The sequence below is a fragment of the Nocardia sp. NPDC052001 genome, assembly GCF_040680615.1.
GTDB lineage: Bacteria > Actinomycetota > Actinomycetes > Mycobacteriales > Mycobacteriaceae > Nocardia.
On record NZ_JBFAXC010000002.1, the window covers coordinates 488,054 to 505,633 of the forward strand.

A 17,580-nucleotide genomic window follows, 5' to 3' on the forward strand; every position below is an offset into this window, starting at 1 on the left:
TCCCGGTCACCGGGAGTCAGTGCGCGGGCACCGGCGGATCCACCGGGAAGATCGGCAGCCGCAGCGCGCCCGGGGCGGACTCGGGCACGGTCGGCTGTTTGGGCTGCACCGGGCTGATCCGGCGGTACGGCTGCCCCAGCTCGGGCCGGGGATCTGCGTCATTGCGATTGGGCCAGAACGCCATTGCCCGCTCGGCCTGCGCGGTGATGGTCAGCGACGGATTCACGCCCAGATTCGCCGTCACCGCCGACCCGTCCGCGATATGCAGTCCCGGATATCCGAAGACCCGCTGATACGGGTCCACCACACCCGCCTCGGGGCCCTCGCCGATCACGCAGCCGCCGATGTAGTGCGCGGTCGCCGGGATATTGAACACATCCATGATCAGCGAGTGCACATCCCCGTCGACCTTCTTGCCGAACCGCCGGCCCACCTCGTGCGCCAGCGGAATCCAGGTCGGATTGGGCTTACCCGTGCCCTGTCTGGTCTTGAGCTGACCCCAGCGGCGATACGAGGTCAGCGAATTGTCCAGGGACTGCATGACCAGCAGGATCACCGATTTATCCGAGGCATTGCGGGCATTGAGACTGCGCGCGAACACGATCGGATGCAACAGGATCGCCAGCAGGAAGCGCAGGAACCGGAACGCCCCGCCGTCCACGATCGGCACCGACATGGGGAACAGCCCGTTCTGCCCGTGCCCGTAGTGGCACACCTCGATATGGGTGTTCGGCTCGGGATGGATCGAGGAGGTGATCGCTACGCCCTGCGCGAAATCATCGCGCCCGTGACTGACCACATTGAGGATAGCCTCGGAATTGGATCGGGTCAGCTCGCCCAGGCGCGGTGACAGCTCCGGCAGCACATCCTCGTCACGCATCTTGTGCAGCAGTTTCTGCGTGCCGAGCGCGGCGGCGGCGAACACCACCTGCTCGGCGGTGAAGGTCTTGCGGTCCTTGCGAACCCAGCGATCCGAACGTGCGGTCTCCACCGCGTACCCGCCGCCCGCGATGGGCCGCACCTTGGTCACCTCGGTCAGTGCGAATACCGTGGCACCGGCCTGTTCAGCCAGGTAGAGGTAGTTCTTCGGGGTCGTGTTCTTGGCATTGTGCGGGCATCCGGTGAAGCACCGCGCGCAATGAATACAGCCGTTGCGCCGCGGCCCGACCCCGCCGAAGTACGGATCCTCGACCTCGGTCCCCGGATCGGCCTCATTGAAGAACACGCCCACATTGGTGGCGTGGAAGGTGTCGGCGACCCCGAGATCCTCGGCGACCGAGCGGATCACCTCGTCGGCGGGCGTCATGCGCGGGTTCGGCGTGACGCCCAGCATGCGCTGCGCCTGGTCGTAGTACGGCGCGAGCTCGGTCTTCCAGTCGGTGATGTGCGCCCACTGCTTATCGGTGTAGAACTCCGGCAGCGGTTCGTAGAGGGTATTGCCGTAGATCAGCGAGCCGCCGCCCACCCCGGCCGCGGAGAAGACCGCGCATTTGCCCAGCACGCTGATGCGCTGGGTGCCCGTCATGCCCAGGCGCGGAGCCCAGATCGCTTTGCGCACATTCCAGTTGGTCTTGGGGATGTCCTCGGCGTTCCAGCGGCGGCCCGATTCCAGCACGGCCACCCGGTAACCCTTCTCGGTGAGCCGCAGCGCGCTCACGCTTCCGCCGAAACCGGAGCCGATCACAACGACGTCGTAGTCGAAGTCGGGCATGGGTCTGTCCTCTCGCATGCCGGGATAACAAATGAGAAACTTATCAACTCATTCTGTCATCCGCCGGGTATGGCGGAGACCATACAACAACAAGACTCGCACGCCACCCGCCTGGAGACTCGAGGATCTTTGGGGTAAGACCAGGGTTGTGACAACCGAGCGGAACGCCGAACCGGTGTACAGCGACCGCATCCTCACCGTCCCGAACGTGCTGAGCGCGATCCGGCTCATCGGCGTCCCCGTATTCCTCTGGCTGTTGCTGGTGGAGAAGGCCGACGGCTGGGCCTTCGCCCTGCTCGTGGCCAGCGGTTTCACCGATTTCCTCGACGGCAAACTCGCACGGCTGCTTGATCAATCGTCCAAGCTGGGCGCGATCCTGGACCCGCTGGTGGACCGCCTGTATCTGCTGGCGACCCTGGCGGGCTTGCTGATTCGCGGCATCCTGCCCTGGTGGGTGGTGGTCATCCTGGTGGCCCGGGACGGCATCCTGTTCCTGACTTTGGGCATCTACAAGCGTCGCGGGCTGCCCCCGCCCGAAGTCATCTACCTCGGCAAGGCCGCCACCTTCGCGCTCATGTCCGCGCTGCCGTGGACCCTCGCGGGCCAAATGGATTGGCCCCTGGCAGGTTTCAGCCGTGCCTTCGGTGGGGCATTCCTGGTCTGGGGTACCGCCGTGTACGTCTGGACCGGCATTCTCTACGTGGGCAAGGCCATTGCCGTTTCCCGTGCGATACCGACCACGGCAGCCCCAGCCATACCGGCCGCATCGCGTGAAGATCAGTAGCCATTAGGGTGTGTGGCGAACGGATCGACGCCGATCCCGAAAGGACCGCCCGTTGAAAGGACACCGCCAGTGAGCGACCTACCCGACGACCTGCGCTACACCGAGGAACACGAATGGGTGCGCATCGCCGGCCCGGCCCGCGTGCGGGTCGGAATCACCGACTACGCGCAGTCGCAGCTCGGTGATGTCGTGTTCGTGCAGCTGCCCGACACCGACAAAGACGTCGCCAACGGCGACAGCATCGCCGAAGTGGAGTCCACCAAGAGTGTTTCGGACATCTACGCCCCGCTGGCCGGGAAAGTCGTTGCGGTGAACGAGATTCTGACGGCAGAGCCGGAGACCCTCAACACCGATCCCTATGGCGACGGCTGGATCTTCGAACTCGAGCTGGACTCGGCCGAGACCCTCGATGCCGCATACGGTGACCTGCTCGATGCCGCAGGTTATCAAGGAGTTATCGGAGGCTGAAGCAGCCTTCACAGTTCTACCTGCACGGGTGTGCCCGGGCAGGGTACGGTCAATGCCAACAGTTCCGCTGAAGGCATCAACTGCTTGCTATGGATTATTCGGTTCGAGGAGGAGAGCAAGGGTGAGCGAGAACAAGGACCCGGGTTACCAGGAGACAGCGGCAGAGACCACTTCGGTGTTCCGTGCTGATTTCCTGAACGAGGTCGACACGTCGCGCCCTGAGCAGACCGGCGAACAGCCGGTGCAAGGAGTCGAGGGTCTGCCCGCGGGTGCGGCTCTGCTGGTCGTCAAGCGCGGCCCGAACGCCGGTTCGCGGTTTCTGCTCGATCAGCCCACCACCTCCGCGGGACGTCATCCCGACAGCGACATCTTTCTCGACGATGTCACCGTCAGCCGTCGGCACGCGGAGTTCCGCCAGGATGACGACACCTTCCAGGTCGTCGATGTGGGCAGCTTGAACGGCACCTATGTCAACCGGGAGCCGGTGGATTCCTCGGAGCTGCAGAATGGCGATGAGGTTCAGATCGGCAAGTTCCGTCTCGTGTTCCTCACCGGTCCGCGTCCCGCGTCGAGTGAATCGGCGGCGGGCGCACTATAGGACCGAGCGGAATGACTGGCGCAGCGCAGTGGACGCGCGGGGGCATGTCGATAGGCTCCGTGCTGGATTTGCTGCGTCCGGATTTCCCGGACATCACCATCTCGAAGATTCGGTTCCTCGAATCGGAGGGATTGATCAGTCCGGAGCGCACTCCTTCGGGGTACCGCAGGTTCCACGTCGCCGACGTGGAACGCCTGCGGTTCGTGCTCACGGCGCAGCGGGATCAGTATCTGCCGCTCAAGGTGATCAAGGAACAACTGGAAGCGATCGACAGCGGCGCCGCGACGCTCGGAGTACGGGAAGCCCGGGTCCGAGCGGGTGGGGGAGCTGTGTCCGATTCCAGGGCTGGGTCGGATTCAAGAGAAGCCTTGGGCCCCAACGGCGATTGCCGCTTACGGCGGCTCGGCGTCGTGCCCGGTGAGGTATCGCCCGAGGAACTCCGGTTCGATCACGAGATCCGGATTCCGCGGGCGGATCTGTTGCAGCAGGCGGGAATCGACGAGAAGTTCCTCACCGAACTGATTCGCGCGAATCTCATCACGCCCGGTGCGGCAGGCTATTTCGACGCCGACGCGGTGACGCTCGCGCGCACCGCCAAGGCACTGAGTGAATTCGGTTTGGAGGCAAGGCATTTGCGTGCCTTCAAACTGGCCGCGGACCGGGAGGCGGCCATGGTCGCGCAGATCGCCGCGCCCATCGCCAAGAGCCGGGACGCGGACGCTCGCGCCCGTGCGGAGGAGACCGTGCGAGAGTTGGCGGCACTGTCGCTGACCTTGCACACCTGCCTGGTGAAGACCTCGGTGCGTGCTTCGCTCGGAGGCTGAAATCTTCGCCTAGACTCGGTGATACGGCTCGCCCCGCTGTGTCGATGGCCGGGCGGCCGGCTGAGTTTATGGGAGGCGTGCGATGAGCGAAATGCGTGTGATCGGCATCCGTGTCGAACAGCCACAGAATCAGCCCGTGCTGTTGCTCCGCGAGGCTTCCGGCGACAGGTACCTACCCATCTGGATCGGGCAGGCCGAGGCGACCGCGATCGTTCTCGAACAAGAGGGTGTCACTCCCATTCGTCCGCTCACCCACGATCTGATCAAGATCCTCATCAAGGATCTCGGGCACACCTTGAAAGAGGTGCGGATCGTGGATTTGCAGGAGGGCACCTTCTACGCTGATCTGGTGTTCGAGAACGATCTGCGTATCTCCGCGCGGCCCTCGGATTCGGTGGCCATCGCGTTGCGGGTCGGCTGTCCCATCTATGCCGAGGAGCCGGTGCTCGAGGAAGCCGGGCTCGTCATGCCGGATGAGCGCGAGGACGAGGTGGAGAAGTTCAAGGAGTTCTTGGAGTCGGTCTCGCCGGATGATTTCAAGGCCACCGACAGTTAGGCGGGGGGCGGCCGAATCGTTACCTCGACCTGTACTTAAGGTCTAGAAACACGCCGCTCGTCACGCTTGGTTCGACGCCGATGCTCCCGGGACAATCAGGAGAGTAGCCTCGACAGTTAGGCCACGCTCCAATCGTCGATGCAGTGTCCGAAATATGGCACGAGCCCGGATAGGCCAGCAGTAAGGGAGTAGTCAGTGGGAGACCAACCGCATACCCAGGATGTGGTGCAGCCAGGGCTGTTCCCCGATGACACGGTGCCGGACGACCTCGTCGGCTACCGGGTTCCCAGCGCCTGCCAGGTCGCCGGGATCACCTATCGGCAGCTCGATTACTGGGCACGGACCGGACTGGTCGTGCCGTCCATCCGCAGCGCCACCGGATCCGGTAGCCAGCGGCTGTACTCGTTCAAGGACATTCTGGTCCTGAAGATCGTCAAGCGGCTGCTCGACGCCGGCATCTCGCTGCAGAATATCCGCATAGCGGTGGACCATCTGCGCAGTAGAGGTGTCGAGGATCTGGCCGGGATCACCCTGTTCTCCGATGGCGCGACCGTGTACGAATGCTCCTCGCCGGAGGAAGTCGTCGATTTACTGCAGGGTGGGCAGGGCGTGTTCGGTATCGCGGTCGGCGGCGCCATGCGCGAGTTGACCGGGGCCATCGCCAGTTTCCCGGCCGAACGCGCCGAGGCGGGCACCGCCACCGAGCGGCCGGAAGATGAGCTCTCGTCCCGTCGTAAGGCCCGGATGGATCGCAAGACCGGATAGCGGTTCGGGGGCGCGCGAGTGTGAAATCGACCCAGGCAACATTCCTGTAACTTGCCGCCCCTTAGACTTGGCAGTGCGTCGCAGCCGTGCGGGAGAGTCCCGGGGATGCAGGTCTTTTCGAAGACCGGTGGAACCCGGGCGCCGAAGGAGCAGCACCTCCCCGTCAATCTCTCAGGCACAAGGGACCGTGCGGAGTTTCGGCGCCTCTGGAAAGCGGTGGTCGCGAGCCACCCGCCCATGGTGAAAGGGGTACGGCCGCAACGGCTGTGCCGCGAATCTCTCAGGCGCCAACGACAGAGGGGGAGGGCAGACGACGCGTCGGCCACCGGGCCGACCCCCGCCCACCCCTTTGGAGAGCAGCCGTGACCTGGACTCGATCCTTCGCCGACCGCCATATCGGACCCGACAGCGGCGAACTCGAGCGCATCCTCGCGACCGTCGGTGTGGAATCGCTGGACGAACTCGCCGCCAAGGCCATCCCGGCCAGCATTCTGGACAGCGACGGGGCCAATGGCCTGGACGCACTGCCGCCCGCGGTGAACGAGCACGAGGCGCTCGACGCGCTGGCCGCGCTGGCCGGGTCGAATACGGTGGCCACCACCATGATCGGGCTGGGGTACTACGACACCCTCACCCCGCCGGTGCTGGTGCGCAATCTCATCGAGAATCCGGCCTGGTACACCGCGTACACGCCGTATCAGCCGGAGATCAGCCAGGGGCGGCTCGAAGCCCTGCTCAACTTCCAGACCATGGTGTCCGATCTGACCGGGATGGATGTGGCCAACGCGTCCATGCTGGACGAGGCCACCGCCGCGGCCGAGGCCATGACGCTGTTGCAGCGGGCCAATCGGTCGAGCAAATCGCAGCGGCTGCTCATCGACTCAGATCTCTTCCCACAGACCCGGACCGTGCTGTTCACCCGGGCCGAACCGCTGGGAATCGAGATCGTCGAGGCCGATCTGTCCGGTGGGGAACTGCCCGAGGGTGACTTCTTCGGCGTGATCGCGCAGCAGCCGGGAGCCTCCGGCAAGATCGTCGACTGGACCGCCGTCATCGAAACCGCCCATGCGCGTGGGGCTCTCGTCGCGGTCGGCGCGGATCTGCTCGCGGCGACGCTGCTCACCTCGCCGGGAGAGCAGGGCGCGGACGCCTGCTTCGGGACCAGCCAGCGCTTCGGTGTGCCACTCGGATTCGGCGGGCCGCATGCGGGATACCTCGCGGTGCGCACCGCGCACGCGCGGCAGCTGCCCGGGCGTCTGGTCGGCGTCTCGGTGGACGCGGACGGCGATACCGCCTACCGGCTCGCGCTGCAGACCCGTGAACAGCACATTCGCCGGGAGAAGGCGACCTCCAACATTTGCACCGCGCAGGTGCTGCTGGCCATCGTGGCCGCCATGTACGCCTCGTACCACGGTGCGGACGGGCTCAAGTCCATCGCGCGGCGGGTGCACGGGCATGCGCAGTGGCTGGCCGCCGGGCTCGGCGACGCGGTCGTGCATCAGAGCTTCTTCGACACCGTGCTGGTGAATGTGCCGGGCGGTGCGGAAGCCATTGTGGCCAAGGCGAAGGGCGCGGGGATCAACCTGCGCCTGGTCGACGCCGATCATGTCGGCATCGCCTGCGATGAGGCGACCACCGACGCGCACGTGGTGGCGGTGCTGGACTGCTTCGGCGCGGAGATCCCGGTCGGCCCGGAGGGCGCGCTCTTCCACGGTAAGCAGCGCCCGCATATCGAGAACCGGACCTCGGAGATGCTGACGCATCCCGCGTTCACCCGGTACCGGACCGAGACCGCCATGATGCGGTATCTGCGGTCGCTGTCGGACAAGGATATTGCCTTGGACCGCAGCATGATTCCGCTGGGCTCGTGCACCATGAAGCTCAATGCCGCCGCCGAGATGGAGTCCATCACCTGGCCGGGGTTCAATCGGGTGCATCCGTACGCGCCCGTCGAGGACGCACCGGGCCTGATCCGGCTGATCGAGGATCTCGAGGGCTGGCTGTCCGCGGTCACCGGGTATGACCGGGTGTCGTTGCAGCCCAACGCCGGTAGCCAGGGTGAGTACGCGGGCCTGCTCGCGATTCGGCGCTACCACCTCGATCGCGGTGATACGCATCGCGATACGTGCCTGATCCCGTCCAGCGCGCACGGCACCAATGCGGCATCGGCGGCCATGGTCGGTATGCGCGTGGAGGTCGTCAAGACCCGCGCGAACGGTGACGTCGACCTGGACGATTTGCGCGCCAAGATCGCCGACCATGCCGATCGGCTGGCCTGCATCATGATCACCTACCCGTCCACGCACGGCGTGTACGAGCACGAGGTCGCCGAACTGTGCGCCATGGTGCACGATGCGGGCGGTCAGGTGTACGTCGACGGCGCGAACCTCAATGCCCTTGTCGGCGTTGCCCGTCCGGGCCGTTTCGGCGGCGATGTCAGCCACCTGAACCTGCACAAGACCTTCTGCATCCCGCACGGCGGCGGCGGTCCCGGCGTCGGCCCGGTCGCGGTGCGCGAACACCTCGCGCAGTACCTGCCCGGTGATCCGCTGGAAGCGGGTTCGCAGGCGGTCTCGGCCGCCAAGTACGGCTCCGCGTCGATCCTGCCGATCACCTGGTCCTATATCCGCATGATGGGCGCGGACGGCCTGCGCCGTGCCACCCTGACCGCCATCGCATCGGCGAATTACATTGCACGCCGGTTGGATCCGCACTTCCCGGTGCTGTTCACCGGTGACAACGGCATGGTCGCGCACGAGTGCATCCTGGATCTGCGCGAGATCACCAAGCGCACCGGCGTCACCGTCGACGATGTGGCAAAGCGACTGGCGGACTACGGCTTCCACGCCCCCACCATGAGCTTCCCGGTCGCGGGCACCCTCATGGTGGAGCCCACCGAGAGCGAAAACCTCGAAGAGATCGATGCTTTCATCGAGGCCATGATCGCCATCAAGGGTGAGATCGATCAGGTCGAGGCGGGCGTCTGGCCGGTCGAGGACAACCCGCTGCGCGGGGCCCCGCACACCGCGCAATGCCTGGTCGGCGACTGGAACCACCCCTACAGCCGCGAAACCGCCGTCTACCCGCGGGGTCTGCACAGCGCCCGCGCCAAGGTGTGGCCCTCGGTTCGTCGCATCGACGGCGCGTACGGTGACCGTAACCTGGTCTGCTCCTGCCCGCCGATCGACTCCTACACCGACTGATCCGGGTCGATATGTGAAGCGCCCCACCGGTTTTCCGGTGGGGCGCTGGCATATCCCGGGTATTCGGCGGGTGGTCTGTGCACGCCATTCGCCGATATCGACCGGTGAGTCAGCGGCGGCGCAGGGCCGGATCGAGCAGGGCCGGTGGGGTGTCGTGCTTTTCGGCGGGGGCGAGGTCGGTGCCGGGCGGGACGATCGCGTCGATCGCGTCGAGTAGGTCGGGGGATAGGACGGTGTCGGCGGCGGCCAGCTGGGAGTGCAGGTGGTCCAGGGTGCGGGGGCCGATGATGGCGCTGGTCACGGCGGGGTGCGTGGTGACGAAGGCCAGCGCCAGTTGGATGAGGGTCAGACCGGCCTGGTCTGCCAGTTTCGCGAGCTGTTCGACCGCATCGAGTTTGGCGCGGTTGACGGGGGTGCCGGTGTCGAAGCGATCGGGCATGAATTGCGAACGGCTGGTGGTGATTTCGCTGCCCGCGCGGATCGCGCCGGATAGCCAGCCCGAGGCCAGGGGACTCCAGACCAGCACGCCCATGCGGTACTGCTCGGTCACCGGCAGCACATGGGTTTCGATGCCGCGCTGCAGGATCGAGTAGCCGGGCTGTTCGGTGACATAGCGGGTCAGGTGATGTTCCCGGGCCGCCCACTGGGCCTGCACGATGCGGTAGGCCGGAAAGGTGGAGGAGCCGAAGTAGCGGATTTTGCCCGCGCGCTGGAAATCGGTGAGGGCCGAGAGGGTTTCCTCATCGCTGGTGGCCGGGTCCCAGCGGTGCATTTGGTAGAGGTCGATATGGTCCACGTCCAGGCGGCGCAGGGAATCGTCCAGGGCGGTGGCGAGCCAGCGGCGGGAGCCGCCGCGATGGTTGCGCTCCTCGCCCATGGGCATGGTCGCCTTGGTGGCCAGCACGATATCGTCGCGTCGACCGGAAATGGCTTGGCCGACAAGTCTTTCGGATTCGCCGTCGCTGTACCGGTCGGCGGTGTCGATGAGATTGATCCCGGCTGCCAGCGCCGCGTCGACGATGGCGGTGGCGTCGTCCTGGGTGGTGCGCCCGATACTGCCGAAGTTCATCGCGCCCAGTGCGAGGGTGCTGACCTGTACGCCGGTGCTGCCCAAGGTGCGGTACTGCATGCGGTTCTCCTCGAAGCGATGGAATCGAGGGTGCGCTACCCTCGTTAAACGGAACAACGTTCCGAAAACCAACATACGGAACATTGTTCCGTTTGCCAAGAGCGCTCGAGGAGGTGCCGTGGCCGAAACTGGATCCGAGACGCCACGTAAGCGGGCCGATGCCCGCCGAAATGCGGAAACCCTGCTGGATGCGGCCGCCGCCGCCTTCATCGCATCCGGTGTCAACGTGCCGGTCCGCGATATCGCCGCCCAAGCCGGCGTCGGTGTCGGCACCATCTACCGGCACTACCCCACCCGAGCGGACCTCATCGTCGGCGTATACCGCCACCAGGTCGAAGCCTGCGCCGCGGCCGGTCCGGAGCTGCTGGCCACCAGTGCCACCCCATACGAGGCGTTGCGCGGCTGGATCGATCTTTTCGTTGACTTTCTGGTCACCAAACACGGTCTTGCCGAAGCCTTACAGTCCGACGACTCGGCCTTCCAAACCCTGCACGCCTACTTCATCGAACGACTGGTCCCCGTGTGCGAGCACCTGCTCGCCGTCGCCGTCGAAGCGGGTGAAATCCGATCGGACGTAAGAGCTTTCGAGCTGATGCGAGGCGTAGGAAACCTCTGCGTCGGCGCGGGCGGCAACGCCGACTACGACGCCCGCCACATGGTCGCATTGCTCATCGCGGGACTCGGACGCTGAACACCCGAGCGTCGGGCCGGGCCGGTGTGATGCCCGGCCCGACGCTCTGCCGACTACGCCTGCGCCGGGGTAAAGATGCCGAAGTGGTTACCGGCGGTGTCGCGGAGTTCGGCGAAGGTCAGGCCGCTCTTGGTGGTGGTGAGGGGGACCAGGACTTTTGCGCCGAGGTTTTCGGCGGCGGCGATGGTGGCGGCGACGTCGGTGACCAGGACCGAGAAGATGGCGTGGTTGGCCGAGCTGTCGTGGACTCGGGCTATGCCGCCGCGCGGTTGCGGGATTCCGGGGTAGCTGACCAGGTCGTAGTTGCCGTCGAAGTCGGGATCGGAGGTGTAGTTCCAGCCGAACAGACCGGCGTAGAAGGATTTGAGCTGTTCGGGCTGATCGCTGCCGATCTGGAACCAGGCGACGGAGTTGGGCGTGGGGGCGGTCATGGATCCTCCGTGGATGTGTGTCGGGCGGCTTACTCGCTTACGATCTCGCGGCCCGGCGACAACCCCCTGTCGGTGTTTCCGGGCCTATCCGAAAGCGATGATGCGGAGTTTGTGATCGGGCAGATCCAGGTCGCAGCTCTCCAGGGTGCGTGCGGGCATGGGCTCGTCGGTCAGGGTTATGTCGGACATGCGATCGACGCGGAAGACGCGGGCGGCCTCGCGCAGCCGGCACCAGGTCACCACGCACCAGCCGTTCTTGCTGCGCAGGAGCAGCATGGGTTCGACGCGACGGTGGGTGATCGCGCCCGCGGCGTCGGAGTAGCCGAATTCGAGGACGCGGCGCAGGCGCACCGCGTCCTCGACGAGGGGCGGAATGCCCTGTGCGATACCGGTTTCGGTGCGCTCGATGAGTCCGACGCGGCCGACCAGTTCGCGTGCGGAGGCGGCATCGGGTTCCGGCATCGCCGCCAGGATCTTGCGTAGAGCGCTGCGCCCGGCGTTCGCGAACGGGCTGTCGAGGCTGCGTTCCAGGGCGACCGCGAGGGCCACCGATTCGGCGGCGGTGAAATTCAACGGCGGCAGGGACATTCGCTTGTCGAGGGCGTAGCCGCCGCGCCGCCCGACATCGGCGTAGATCGGGACCCCGGATTGCTGGAGCGCGCTGATATCGCGCTCGATGGTCCGGGTACTGACCTCGTAGCGATCGGCGAGTTCGCGCGCGGTGCGCAATCTCGGTGCGATGGCGCGCAGGTCCTCGACGATCGCGTAGAGCCGATCAGTGCGGTTCACAGACCCACAGTAGAGCTGGGCACCGACAACAAAGCGCCCCATCGCCAGTGGCGATGGGGCGCCGAGTTTTCGAACGGTATTTCGGACTATTTGGTGGCTGGCTTCCAGGTCGAGATGGCCCAGATGATCACCACGTCCAGCGCGATGATCAGCAGCGACCACGCCGGGTAGTACGGCAGCCACAGGAAGTTCTCCACGATCGAGATCGCCGCGATGATGATGGCCGCCACCCGGGCCCAGGTCGCGCCCGTGAGCAGGCCGATGGCGGTGAGCACCACGATCGCGCCGATGACGATGTGGATCCAGCCCCAGGCCGAGGTGTTGAACTTGTAGATGTAATCGTTGGTGCCGACGATCAGCAGATCATCCGAGGCGGCGGCGGAAATGCCTTGGAGGATCGAGAGCACGCCGACCACCAGCAGCAGCACACCCGCGGCGATGGAGGTGCCTGCCGCGACACCCTGCCGAACCGAATGGCCGGTGTCCGTATCCGTGCTGTGCGCCATGGGAACCCCTTCGATGTCGATGAAGCACGCATAACCTGCTTCGATCTTGCACCGGGTTGCGGCAACATTGTGGCGACATGCCGGAGCAGTAGGCGCACAGCCGGGTATAGGCACTGGTCAGGGTGTAGTCAGTGCTTTCGAGACGGCCGTACCGAATGCCAGATCATTGCTGGAGGCGACCTTGGTATAGGTGCCGCCGGTGCGCTGGGCCAGGGTTTGCAGGGTCTGGGTGCCGGGACCGCCGATGACGATCACATCCACCCGCACCGGATGCGCGGGATCGCCCGCCGCGGCGATATCGGCGAGCAGTTGATCGCCGGTGACGGGGGAGTCGTCCTCCGGACCGTCGGTGATCAACAGAATCGTATTGCTGCGTGCCTTGGCGTAATTGCTCACCGCGTTGCGGTAAGCGGCCTCGATGGTGGGGTAGGTGCGATCGGTTTTGGAGGCGTCGGCGGTGACCGTGCTCAGCGATTGGGTGATCGCGGTGCGCTGGGCATCGGTCAGCGGTGCGGTGGGGGTCAGTATCTTGTACGGGTTCTGACCGTCGAGGCTCTTGGCGTACTCCCACACGCCCAGCCCGAACTCCGGCGGCATGACGCCCATGGTCGATTGCACGGCGACACCGGCATTGGCCAGACGGGTGGTCGCACCGTCGAGCGTGCTCATGGAGGACGAAGCATCCAGCAGCACAGTCGAACTCACGCCGAGCACCGGATGCGTCAGGATCTGTTGCAGCTGGGTCAGCACGGCTTTGGCCGCGACCGTGGCGGTATTGGGCGGCGCTGCTCCGAAACCGTTGTCGGTGAACAACTTCGACTGTTCGGGCGCGCGCAGGAAATCGGCGAAGAGTCCGGCCACCGAATTCTGGGTCTGATCGACCCAGGCTCCGGTGATCTGCGCCGCCGGGAAATCGGCGACCGGACCGTTCTCCGAGGGCCGAAAAGCGCTGAGCCCGTTACGCGCTCGAATCTGATGCTCGGTGGCCGGGACGGCGTGCACCGGTGCGGACGGATCGGCGGTGGCCAGATCCGCGAGCGCGGTCTGGGTGTCCTTCACCGACGGCGCGTTCGCGGCCAGCAGTGAGACCGCCGAGATCACCTGTCCCGAACGCACCGCGTTCTCGTCCAGGGGATCGGTGCCCGAGACGCCGGAGCCGACGGCCGCCGCCACCGCGAGCGCGGAGTCTCCGCCGGGCATGGCCAGTTTGAGACCGCCCCACGCGGTGAGCCCGATATCGCTCAGCGAACCCTGTTGCAGCCTGGCCAGATCCGCCCAGTGCACCTGTGCGGTCTCCATCGCCTGGCGCAGTTGATCCGGAACCGCCAGCGCGATCGGGCTGACCGCGACCGGTGCGGGGGTGCCGCCGATGAGCCCGGGTACGCGCATCAATTCGATCGAGCGCGAGGAGTCCGGAATCCACAGCGCCGGTTGTGCGCCCAGCGATGGATCCCAGGGATTTGTCGAGGTGAACGCGGCGATCATGGCCGCGGAGGGTTGCGGATTCACCGCCACCTGGGCGCAGTGATCGCGCACGATGGGCTTGGTCTGGTTGTACCGTTCGGCAGCGGTCTTGACCGGGGCCACGATATCCGGATCGACGGTCACATTGAGGGTGACCGCGCCCCCGGCACAGGAGGACGCCGCGGCGCTGTCCTTATCCTTGGAGCGCTGCTGCAACCAGATCCAGCCGACGACGGCTAGCACCAGCACTATCACCGCTACCACTACGACAACCGGTCCTCTGCTGACACCTCGTGACCCGCCAGCGGCGCGATGAGTACCCACGCGCTCAGTCTATGTAGCGGGACGGCCACCCCCGCCCACCAGGGCAGGGATGGCCGTCACAAGATCCGCTCTAGTCGCGGACGCGGGTGCCGCGGTCGTACTCGTGCCCGCCCCAGACACCGGACTGGCCGGTGCGGGTGGCGAACTCACCGCACTCGCGGCGGATGGGGCAGCCCGCGCAGATGCCGCGTGCGTAATCGAAGTCCTGCGAGGGGAACGGGAACCATGCCTCATGGTTCGGGTCGCCCTTGCAGGCCGCGTGCTGCCAGTAGTTGGCGGAGTCGGAAATTGGGAGCAGATCCGCCAGCGTCTGCTCCTGAACTGCGGTATTCGTCATCGGATGTGCTCCTTTCGTTCCGATCACGCGCGATGGTTTCTTCTTACGAGGCGGCCAGGTCCTTCCAGACCTGACGCTGCCTTTTCTGCATCTCGTTGGGGGCCTTGGGTTCCCACAGCAGCGGCATACCGGCCTCCTCGGGAGTCCGGTCCGCCTTGGTGGTGTTGCAGGGACCGCACGCGGCGATCAGGTTGGCCCAGGTGTTCGGGCCGCCCTTGGAACGCGGGCGGATGTGGTCGACGGTGCGCGCCCAGCCGCTGCAGTAACCGCAGCGGTAGTTGTCGCGCCGCAGGATGGCGGCGAGGGTGGCTCGGCTGTCGTCGTCATGCACCAGGATCCGGTGTTCGAGGTAGATGTAGCGGTTGAGCCGGATGGTTTCCGGGAGCAACAGCTCCAACTGCTTCGAGCGGATCGGGAAGTGCGGCTGCCGGTCCTGCACCGATTCGGCGGCGCCGCTCAACAGCAGCACCACCGCGCGGTCGGCGCGGATCTCGGTCAGCGCCTCGAAGGAGGCGTTGAGCAGCAGCACACCGGTGTGTATCCAGTTGTCGGCGTGTATCTCCGGGTCTTCGGATTGACGGAACGGCATGGGAGTCACCATGTTTCGTGAAGAGGGCAGAACAGGAAGGAAAAGGACGGTGCTTACGCGAGCACCCGGAGGCGGTCGATCTTCCGGCTGATGCCGTGCTCGCCGTGCGAGTGATCGTCCGCGAGTCGAGCTCGCGCTCCCGTCGGATTCGAATACTGTTCGGGGAATACCGGATTCATTGCCGCCTCCTCCTTCCTGCTGCTTACGGCCGATCAGGCCGAGCGATCATCGTCGAAACTCATGGTGGCACAACGTACATGCCGTTGTCGGCTCATTTTTGTGGGAGCCTGATTGGATAACGGCCCGCATCGCGTCTTTGTTCCGGTGATTCGGTGATCTGCCTCGCTAGCGCAGTCCCGCGAAGGTGCCGTGGCGAGCGATATCGGTGGCGGCGCTCACCCAGTCGGCGCCGAGGCGGGCCAGGCCACCGCCGACGCTGATGCGGCGCACGCCCAGTTCGCCCAGCTCATCGACCGAGAGTGCGGTGAGGGTGAAAGGAGTCGGTGACTCCTTGGCGGTCTGTGCCGCCGCCGCGACCCGCTCGACCGATTCGCCGAAATCGCGGATGCGACGGTCGGCGATTCCGGAGGCGTCCTCGATGCGGAAGACTTCGCCCCTCGAAGTGTTGTCCATGAGGTCAATCCAACAGCACCGCATGCGGTTTCACGCCCGAGGTGACCAACATTCCTGGGAAGGTCGGGTGATGTAAAAGATTCTTTACATCGTGTCGTGTTTTCTTTACTCTGAGCGTATGCCGTTCGAAGAGAAGCGCACCTGGATCCTCGGGGGTGCGGCCGTTGTCTCGTATCTGATCTACCTGGTCGTGATATTGACGCGATCGCATTCCGATGGGCTGGCGCGAGTGGGTTACATCGCACCGCTGCTGTGGGCGGTCGGGGCCTCGATCCTGGTGTCGATCGTGGCGACCATCGGCGTATCGATCGCCGCGCGCGACGGTGATCGCAAGGATCAGCGTGATCGGGAGATCGACCGCATGGGGTCGCTGGTCGGCAATGCGTTCGTGGTGCTGGGCGCGGCCGGAGCATTGCTGCTGACCATGGCCGATGCCGAGCGGTTCTGGATCGCGAACGCGATCTACCTCGGCTTCACGCTGTCGGCGGTGGTCGGTTCCATCGCCAAGGTCATCGCCTACCGGCGGGGCTACTGGCCGTGGTGAAACCCACTCGCGTCACCAATAATATTCGCGCGCTGCGCTTTTCGACCGGCGAGATGACCCAGGGTGAACTCGCAGATCGGATCGGCGTCACCCGTCAAACCGTCAATGCCATTGAGCAGGGCAAGTATTCGCCCTCGCTGGAATTGGCATTCCAGATCGCCAGGGTGTTCCAAGCATCCCTGGACGATGTATTCGATTACCCGGAAGAAGAATCTTGATGAAGGCCATCACCCAGCACGCCTACGGCACCGTCGATATGCTCGCCTACGCGGATGTCCCAACCCCGAAACCGGGTCCGGGCGAGGTGATGATTCGCGTGCACGCGGCGGGGGTCGACCCCGGTGTCTGGCACATCATGACCGGGCGTCCGCTGATCGCGCGGGCGGCGCTGGGCCTGCGGCGGCCCAAGGAAACGATTCGCGGGTGGGATGTTTCGGGGGTCGTCGAGGCGGTCGGTGCGAATGTCACCCGATTCGTGCGCGGCGATGAGGTTTTCGGTACCACCGGCGGCTCCTTCGCCGAATACGCCTGCGCCGCCGAATCGAAATTCCAGCCCAAGCCCGAGAACTTGGATTTCCTGGAGGCCGCCACCCTGCCGATCTCGGGTATGACCGCGCTGATCGGTCTCCGCGATGTGGGCCGCGTCGAATCCGGCTGGAATGTACTGATAATCGGCGCCAGCGGCGGCGTCGGCCATCTCGCGGTACAACTGGCCCGCCACCTCGGAGCCCACGTCACCGGGGTGTGCAGCGGCGACTCCGCGGAATTCGTAACCTCGCTAGGCGCGGCAAAGGTGATCGACTACAAACGCGAATCCCTCACCGGCACTTACGATTACATCCTCGATATGGCGGGCAACCGCCCGCTCCCCGAACTCCGCGCCCTGCTGACGCCGACCGGCACCCTGGTGGTCGGCGGCGGTGAAGGCGGCGGCCCCTGGTTCGGCGGCACCGGCCGCACCCTCCGAGCCCAACTAGGCTCCCCATTCGTGAAACACCGCCTGGCGGGCCTGATATCCCTCCCCAAACCCGAAACCCTCAGGGACGTAGCCGAACTCGCGACAGCAGGCGCATGGCGCCCACACATCGACCGCACCTTCGCTCTCCCCGACGCTCCCGCCGCCATCGACTACCTGATCACCGGCCACCCCAGGGGCAAGATCGCCCTGACCATCGCCTAGCGCGGGATCGTCGTCCTCTTCCTGGTCGGCGGCTTCATCCCCGCGAGAAGCGAA

The 17,580-nt window shown here is 65.5% G+C and carries 21 protein-coding genes and 1 riboswitch; of the genes, 11 read left to right on the plus strand and 10 right to left on the minus strand.

Annotation, left to right across the window (positions count from 1 at the left end; all coding sequences use genetic code 11):
• Positions 1-16: 16 nt before the first annotated feature.
• Positions 17-1,711: a GMC family oxidoreductase gene (locus tag AB0L82_RS10530; RefSeq protein ID WP_364633651.1), complete on the minus strand. Its 1,695-nt coding sequence runs from the start codon at positions 1,709-1,711 to the stop codon at positions 17-19.
• A 148-nt stretch (positions 1,712-1,859) separates the two neighbouring features.
• Between AB0L82_RS10530 and AB0L82_RS10535 the strand changes: the two genes are divergently transcribed.
• From AB0L82_RS10535 to gcvP, 7 genes are all read left to right on the plus strand, one after another.
• A complete protein-coding gene (locus AB0L82_RS10535) occupies positions 1,860-2,495 on the plus strand; it encodes a CDP-alcohol phosphatidyltransferase family protein (protein ID WP_364633653.1) in 636 nt (211 codons plus the stop codon).
• Positions 2,496-2,564: 69 nt separating this feature from the next.
• The gene (gene gcvH / locus AB0L82_RS10540) at positions 2,565-2,963 is read left to right on the plus strand and encodes a glycine cleavage system protein GcvH (RefSeq protein WP_364633655.1); all 399 of its coding nucleotides are present in this window, start codon (positions 2,565-2,567) and stop codon (positions 2,961-2,963) included.
• Positions 2,964-3,084: 121 nt separating this feature from the next.
• On the plus strand, positions 3,085-3,561 hold the full coding sequence (gene garA / locus AB0L82_RS10545; protein WP_364633657.1) for a glycogen accumulation regulator GarA: 477 nt from the start codon (positions 3,085-3,087) through the stop codon (positions 3,559-3,561).
• A gap of 44 nt (positions 3,562-3,605) precedes the next feature.
• Entirely contained in the window at positions 3,606-4,385 is a 780-nt protein-coding gene (locus AB0L82_RS10550) for a MerR family transcriptional regulator (RefSeq protein ID WP_364633659.1), read from the plus strand.
• Positions 4,386-4,467: 82 nt separating this feature from the next.
• The gene (locus AB0L82_RS10555; protein WP_067570905.1) at positions 4,468-4,941 is read left to right on the plus strand and encodes a bifunctional nuclease family protein; all 474 of its coding nucleotides are present in this window, start codon (positions 4,468-4,470) and stop codon (positions 4,939-4,941) included.
• Positions 4,942-5,136: 195 nt separating this feature from the next.
• On the plus strand, positions 5,137-5,706 hold the full coding sequence (locus AB0L82_RS10560) for a MerR family transcriptional regulator (protein WP_364633662.1): 570 nt from the start codon (positions 5,137-5,139) through the stop codon (positions 5,704-5,706).
• A 79-nt stretch (positions 5,707-5,785) separates the two neighbouring features.
• Positions 5,786-5,904, plus strand: a riboswitch (glycine riboswitch).
• 164 nt (positions 5,905-6,068) lie between these two features.
• Positions 6,069-8,909, plus strand: coding sequence for an aminomethyl-transferring glycine dehydrogenase (gene gcvP, locus AB0L82_RS10565; protein WP_364633664.1), 2,841 nt, complete (start codon positions 6,069-6,071; stop codon positions 8,907-8,909).
• 109 nt (positions 8,910-9,018) lie between these two features.
• On the opposite strand, the gene AB0L82_RS10570 is transcribed toward gcvP, so the two are convergent.
• A complete protein-coding gene (locus AB0L82_RS10570) occupies positions 9,019-10,038 on the minus strand; it encodes an aldo/keto reductase (protein ID WP_364633666.1) in 1,020 nt (339 codons plus the stop codon).
• Positions 10,039-10,156: 118 nt separating this feature from the next.
• Between AB0L82_RS10570 and AB0L82_RS10575 the strand changes: the two genes are divergently transcribed.
• Entirely contained in the window at positions 10,157-10,729 is a 573-nt protein-coding gene (locus AB0L82_RS10575; protein WP_364633668.1) for a TetR/AcrR family transcriptional regulator, read from the plus strand.
• Positions 10,730-10,782: 53 nt separating this feature from the next.
• Here AB0L82_RS10575 and AB0L82_RS10580 read toward each other — a convergent pair whose 3' ends face one another.
• The 8 genes from AB0L82_RS10580 to AB0L82_RS10615 form a co-directional block, all read right to left on the minus strand.
• On the minus strand, positions 10,783-11,160 hold the full coding sequence (locus AB0L82_RS10580) for a VOC family protein (protein WP_364633670.1): 378 nt from the start codon (positions 11,158-11,160) through the stop codon (positions 10,783-10,785).
• Positions 11,161-11,244: 84 nt separating this feature from the next.
• Positions 11,245-11,949 carry a WYL domain-containing protein gene (locus AB0L82_RS10585; protein WP_364633673.1) on the minus strand — a complete coding sequence of 235 codons (705 nt, stop codon included), beginning with the start codon at positions 11,947-11,949 and terminating at the stop codon, positions 11,245-11,247.
• 86 nt (positions 11,950-12,035) lie between these two features.
• A complete protein-coding gene (locus AB0L82_RS10590; RefSeq protein ID WP_364633675.1) occupies positions 12,036-12,455 on the minus strand; it encodes a hypothetical protein in 420 nt (139 codons plus the stop codon).
• Positions 12,456-12,572: 117 nt separating this feature from the next.
• Positions 12,573-14,183, minus strand: coding sequence for a substrate-binding domain-containing protein (locus AB0L82_RS10595; RefSeq protein ID WP_364633677.1), 1,611 nt, complete (start codon positions 14,181-14,183; stop codon positions 12,573-12,575).
• 130 nt (positions 14,184-14,313) lie between these two features.
• Positions 14,314-14,580: a WhiB family transcriptional regulator gene (locus tag AB0L82_RS10600; RefSeq protein ID WP_364633679.1), complete on the minus strand. Its 267-nt coding sequence runs from the start codon at positions 14,578-14,580 to the stop codon at positions 14,314-14,316.
• 43 nt (positions 14,581-14,623) lie between these two features.
• Positions 14,624-15,169, minus strand: coding sequence for an HNH endonuclease (locus AB0L82_RS10605; protein WP_364633681.1), 546 nt, complete (start codon positions 15,167-15,169; stop codon positions 14,624-14,626).
• A gap of 53 nt (positions 15,170-15,222) precedes the next feature.
• Entirely contained in the window at positions 15,223-15,348 is a 126-nt protein-coding gene (locus AB0L82_RS10610) for a hypothetical protein (protein WP_364633683.1), read from the minus strand.
• A 166-nt stretch (positions 15,349-15,514) separates the two neighbouring features.
• A complete protein-coding gene (locus AB0L82_RS10615; RefSeq protein WP_364633685.1) occupies positions 15,515-15,802 on the minus strand; it encodes a hypothetical protein in 288 nt (95 codons plus the stop codon).
• Positions 15,803-15,920: 118 nt separating this feature from the next.
• Between AB0L82_RS10615 and AB0L82_RS10620 the strand changes: the two genes are divergently transcribed.
• From AB0L82_RS10620 to AB0L82_RS10630, 3 genes are read left to right on the plus strand one after another with little or no spacing between them, the layout of a single operon-like run.
• The gene (locus tag AB0L82_RS10620; protein WP_364633687.1) at positions 15,921-16,346 is read left to right on the plus strand and encodes a hypothetical protein; all 426 of its coding nucleotides are present in this window, start codon (positions 15,921-15,923) and stop codon (positions 16,344-16,346) included.
• A gap of 23 nt (positions 16,347-16,369) precedes the next feature.
• Positions 16,370-16,564, plus strand: coding sequence for a helix-turn-helix transcriptional regulator (locus AB0L82_RS10625; RefSeq protein ID WP_364635962.1), 195 nt, complete (start codon positions 16,370-16,372; stop codon positions 16,562-16,564).
• Positions 16,564-17,526 carry an NAD(P)-dependent alcohol dehydrogenase gene (locus tag AB0L82_RS10630; RefSeq protein WP_364633689.1) on the plus strand — a complete coding sequence of 321 codons (963 nt, stop codon included), beginning with the start codon at positions 16,564-16,566 and terminating at the stop codon, positions 17,524-17,526. The genes AB0L82_RS10625 and AB0L82_RS10630 overlap by 1 nt, the downstream gene beginning before the upstream one ends.
• Positions 17,527-17,580: the final 54 nt, after the last annotated feature.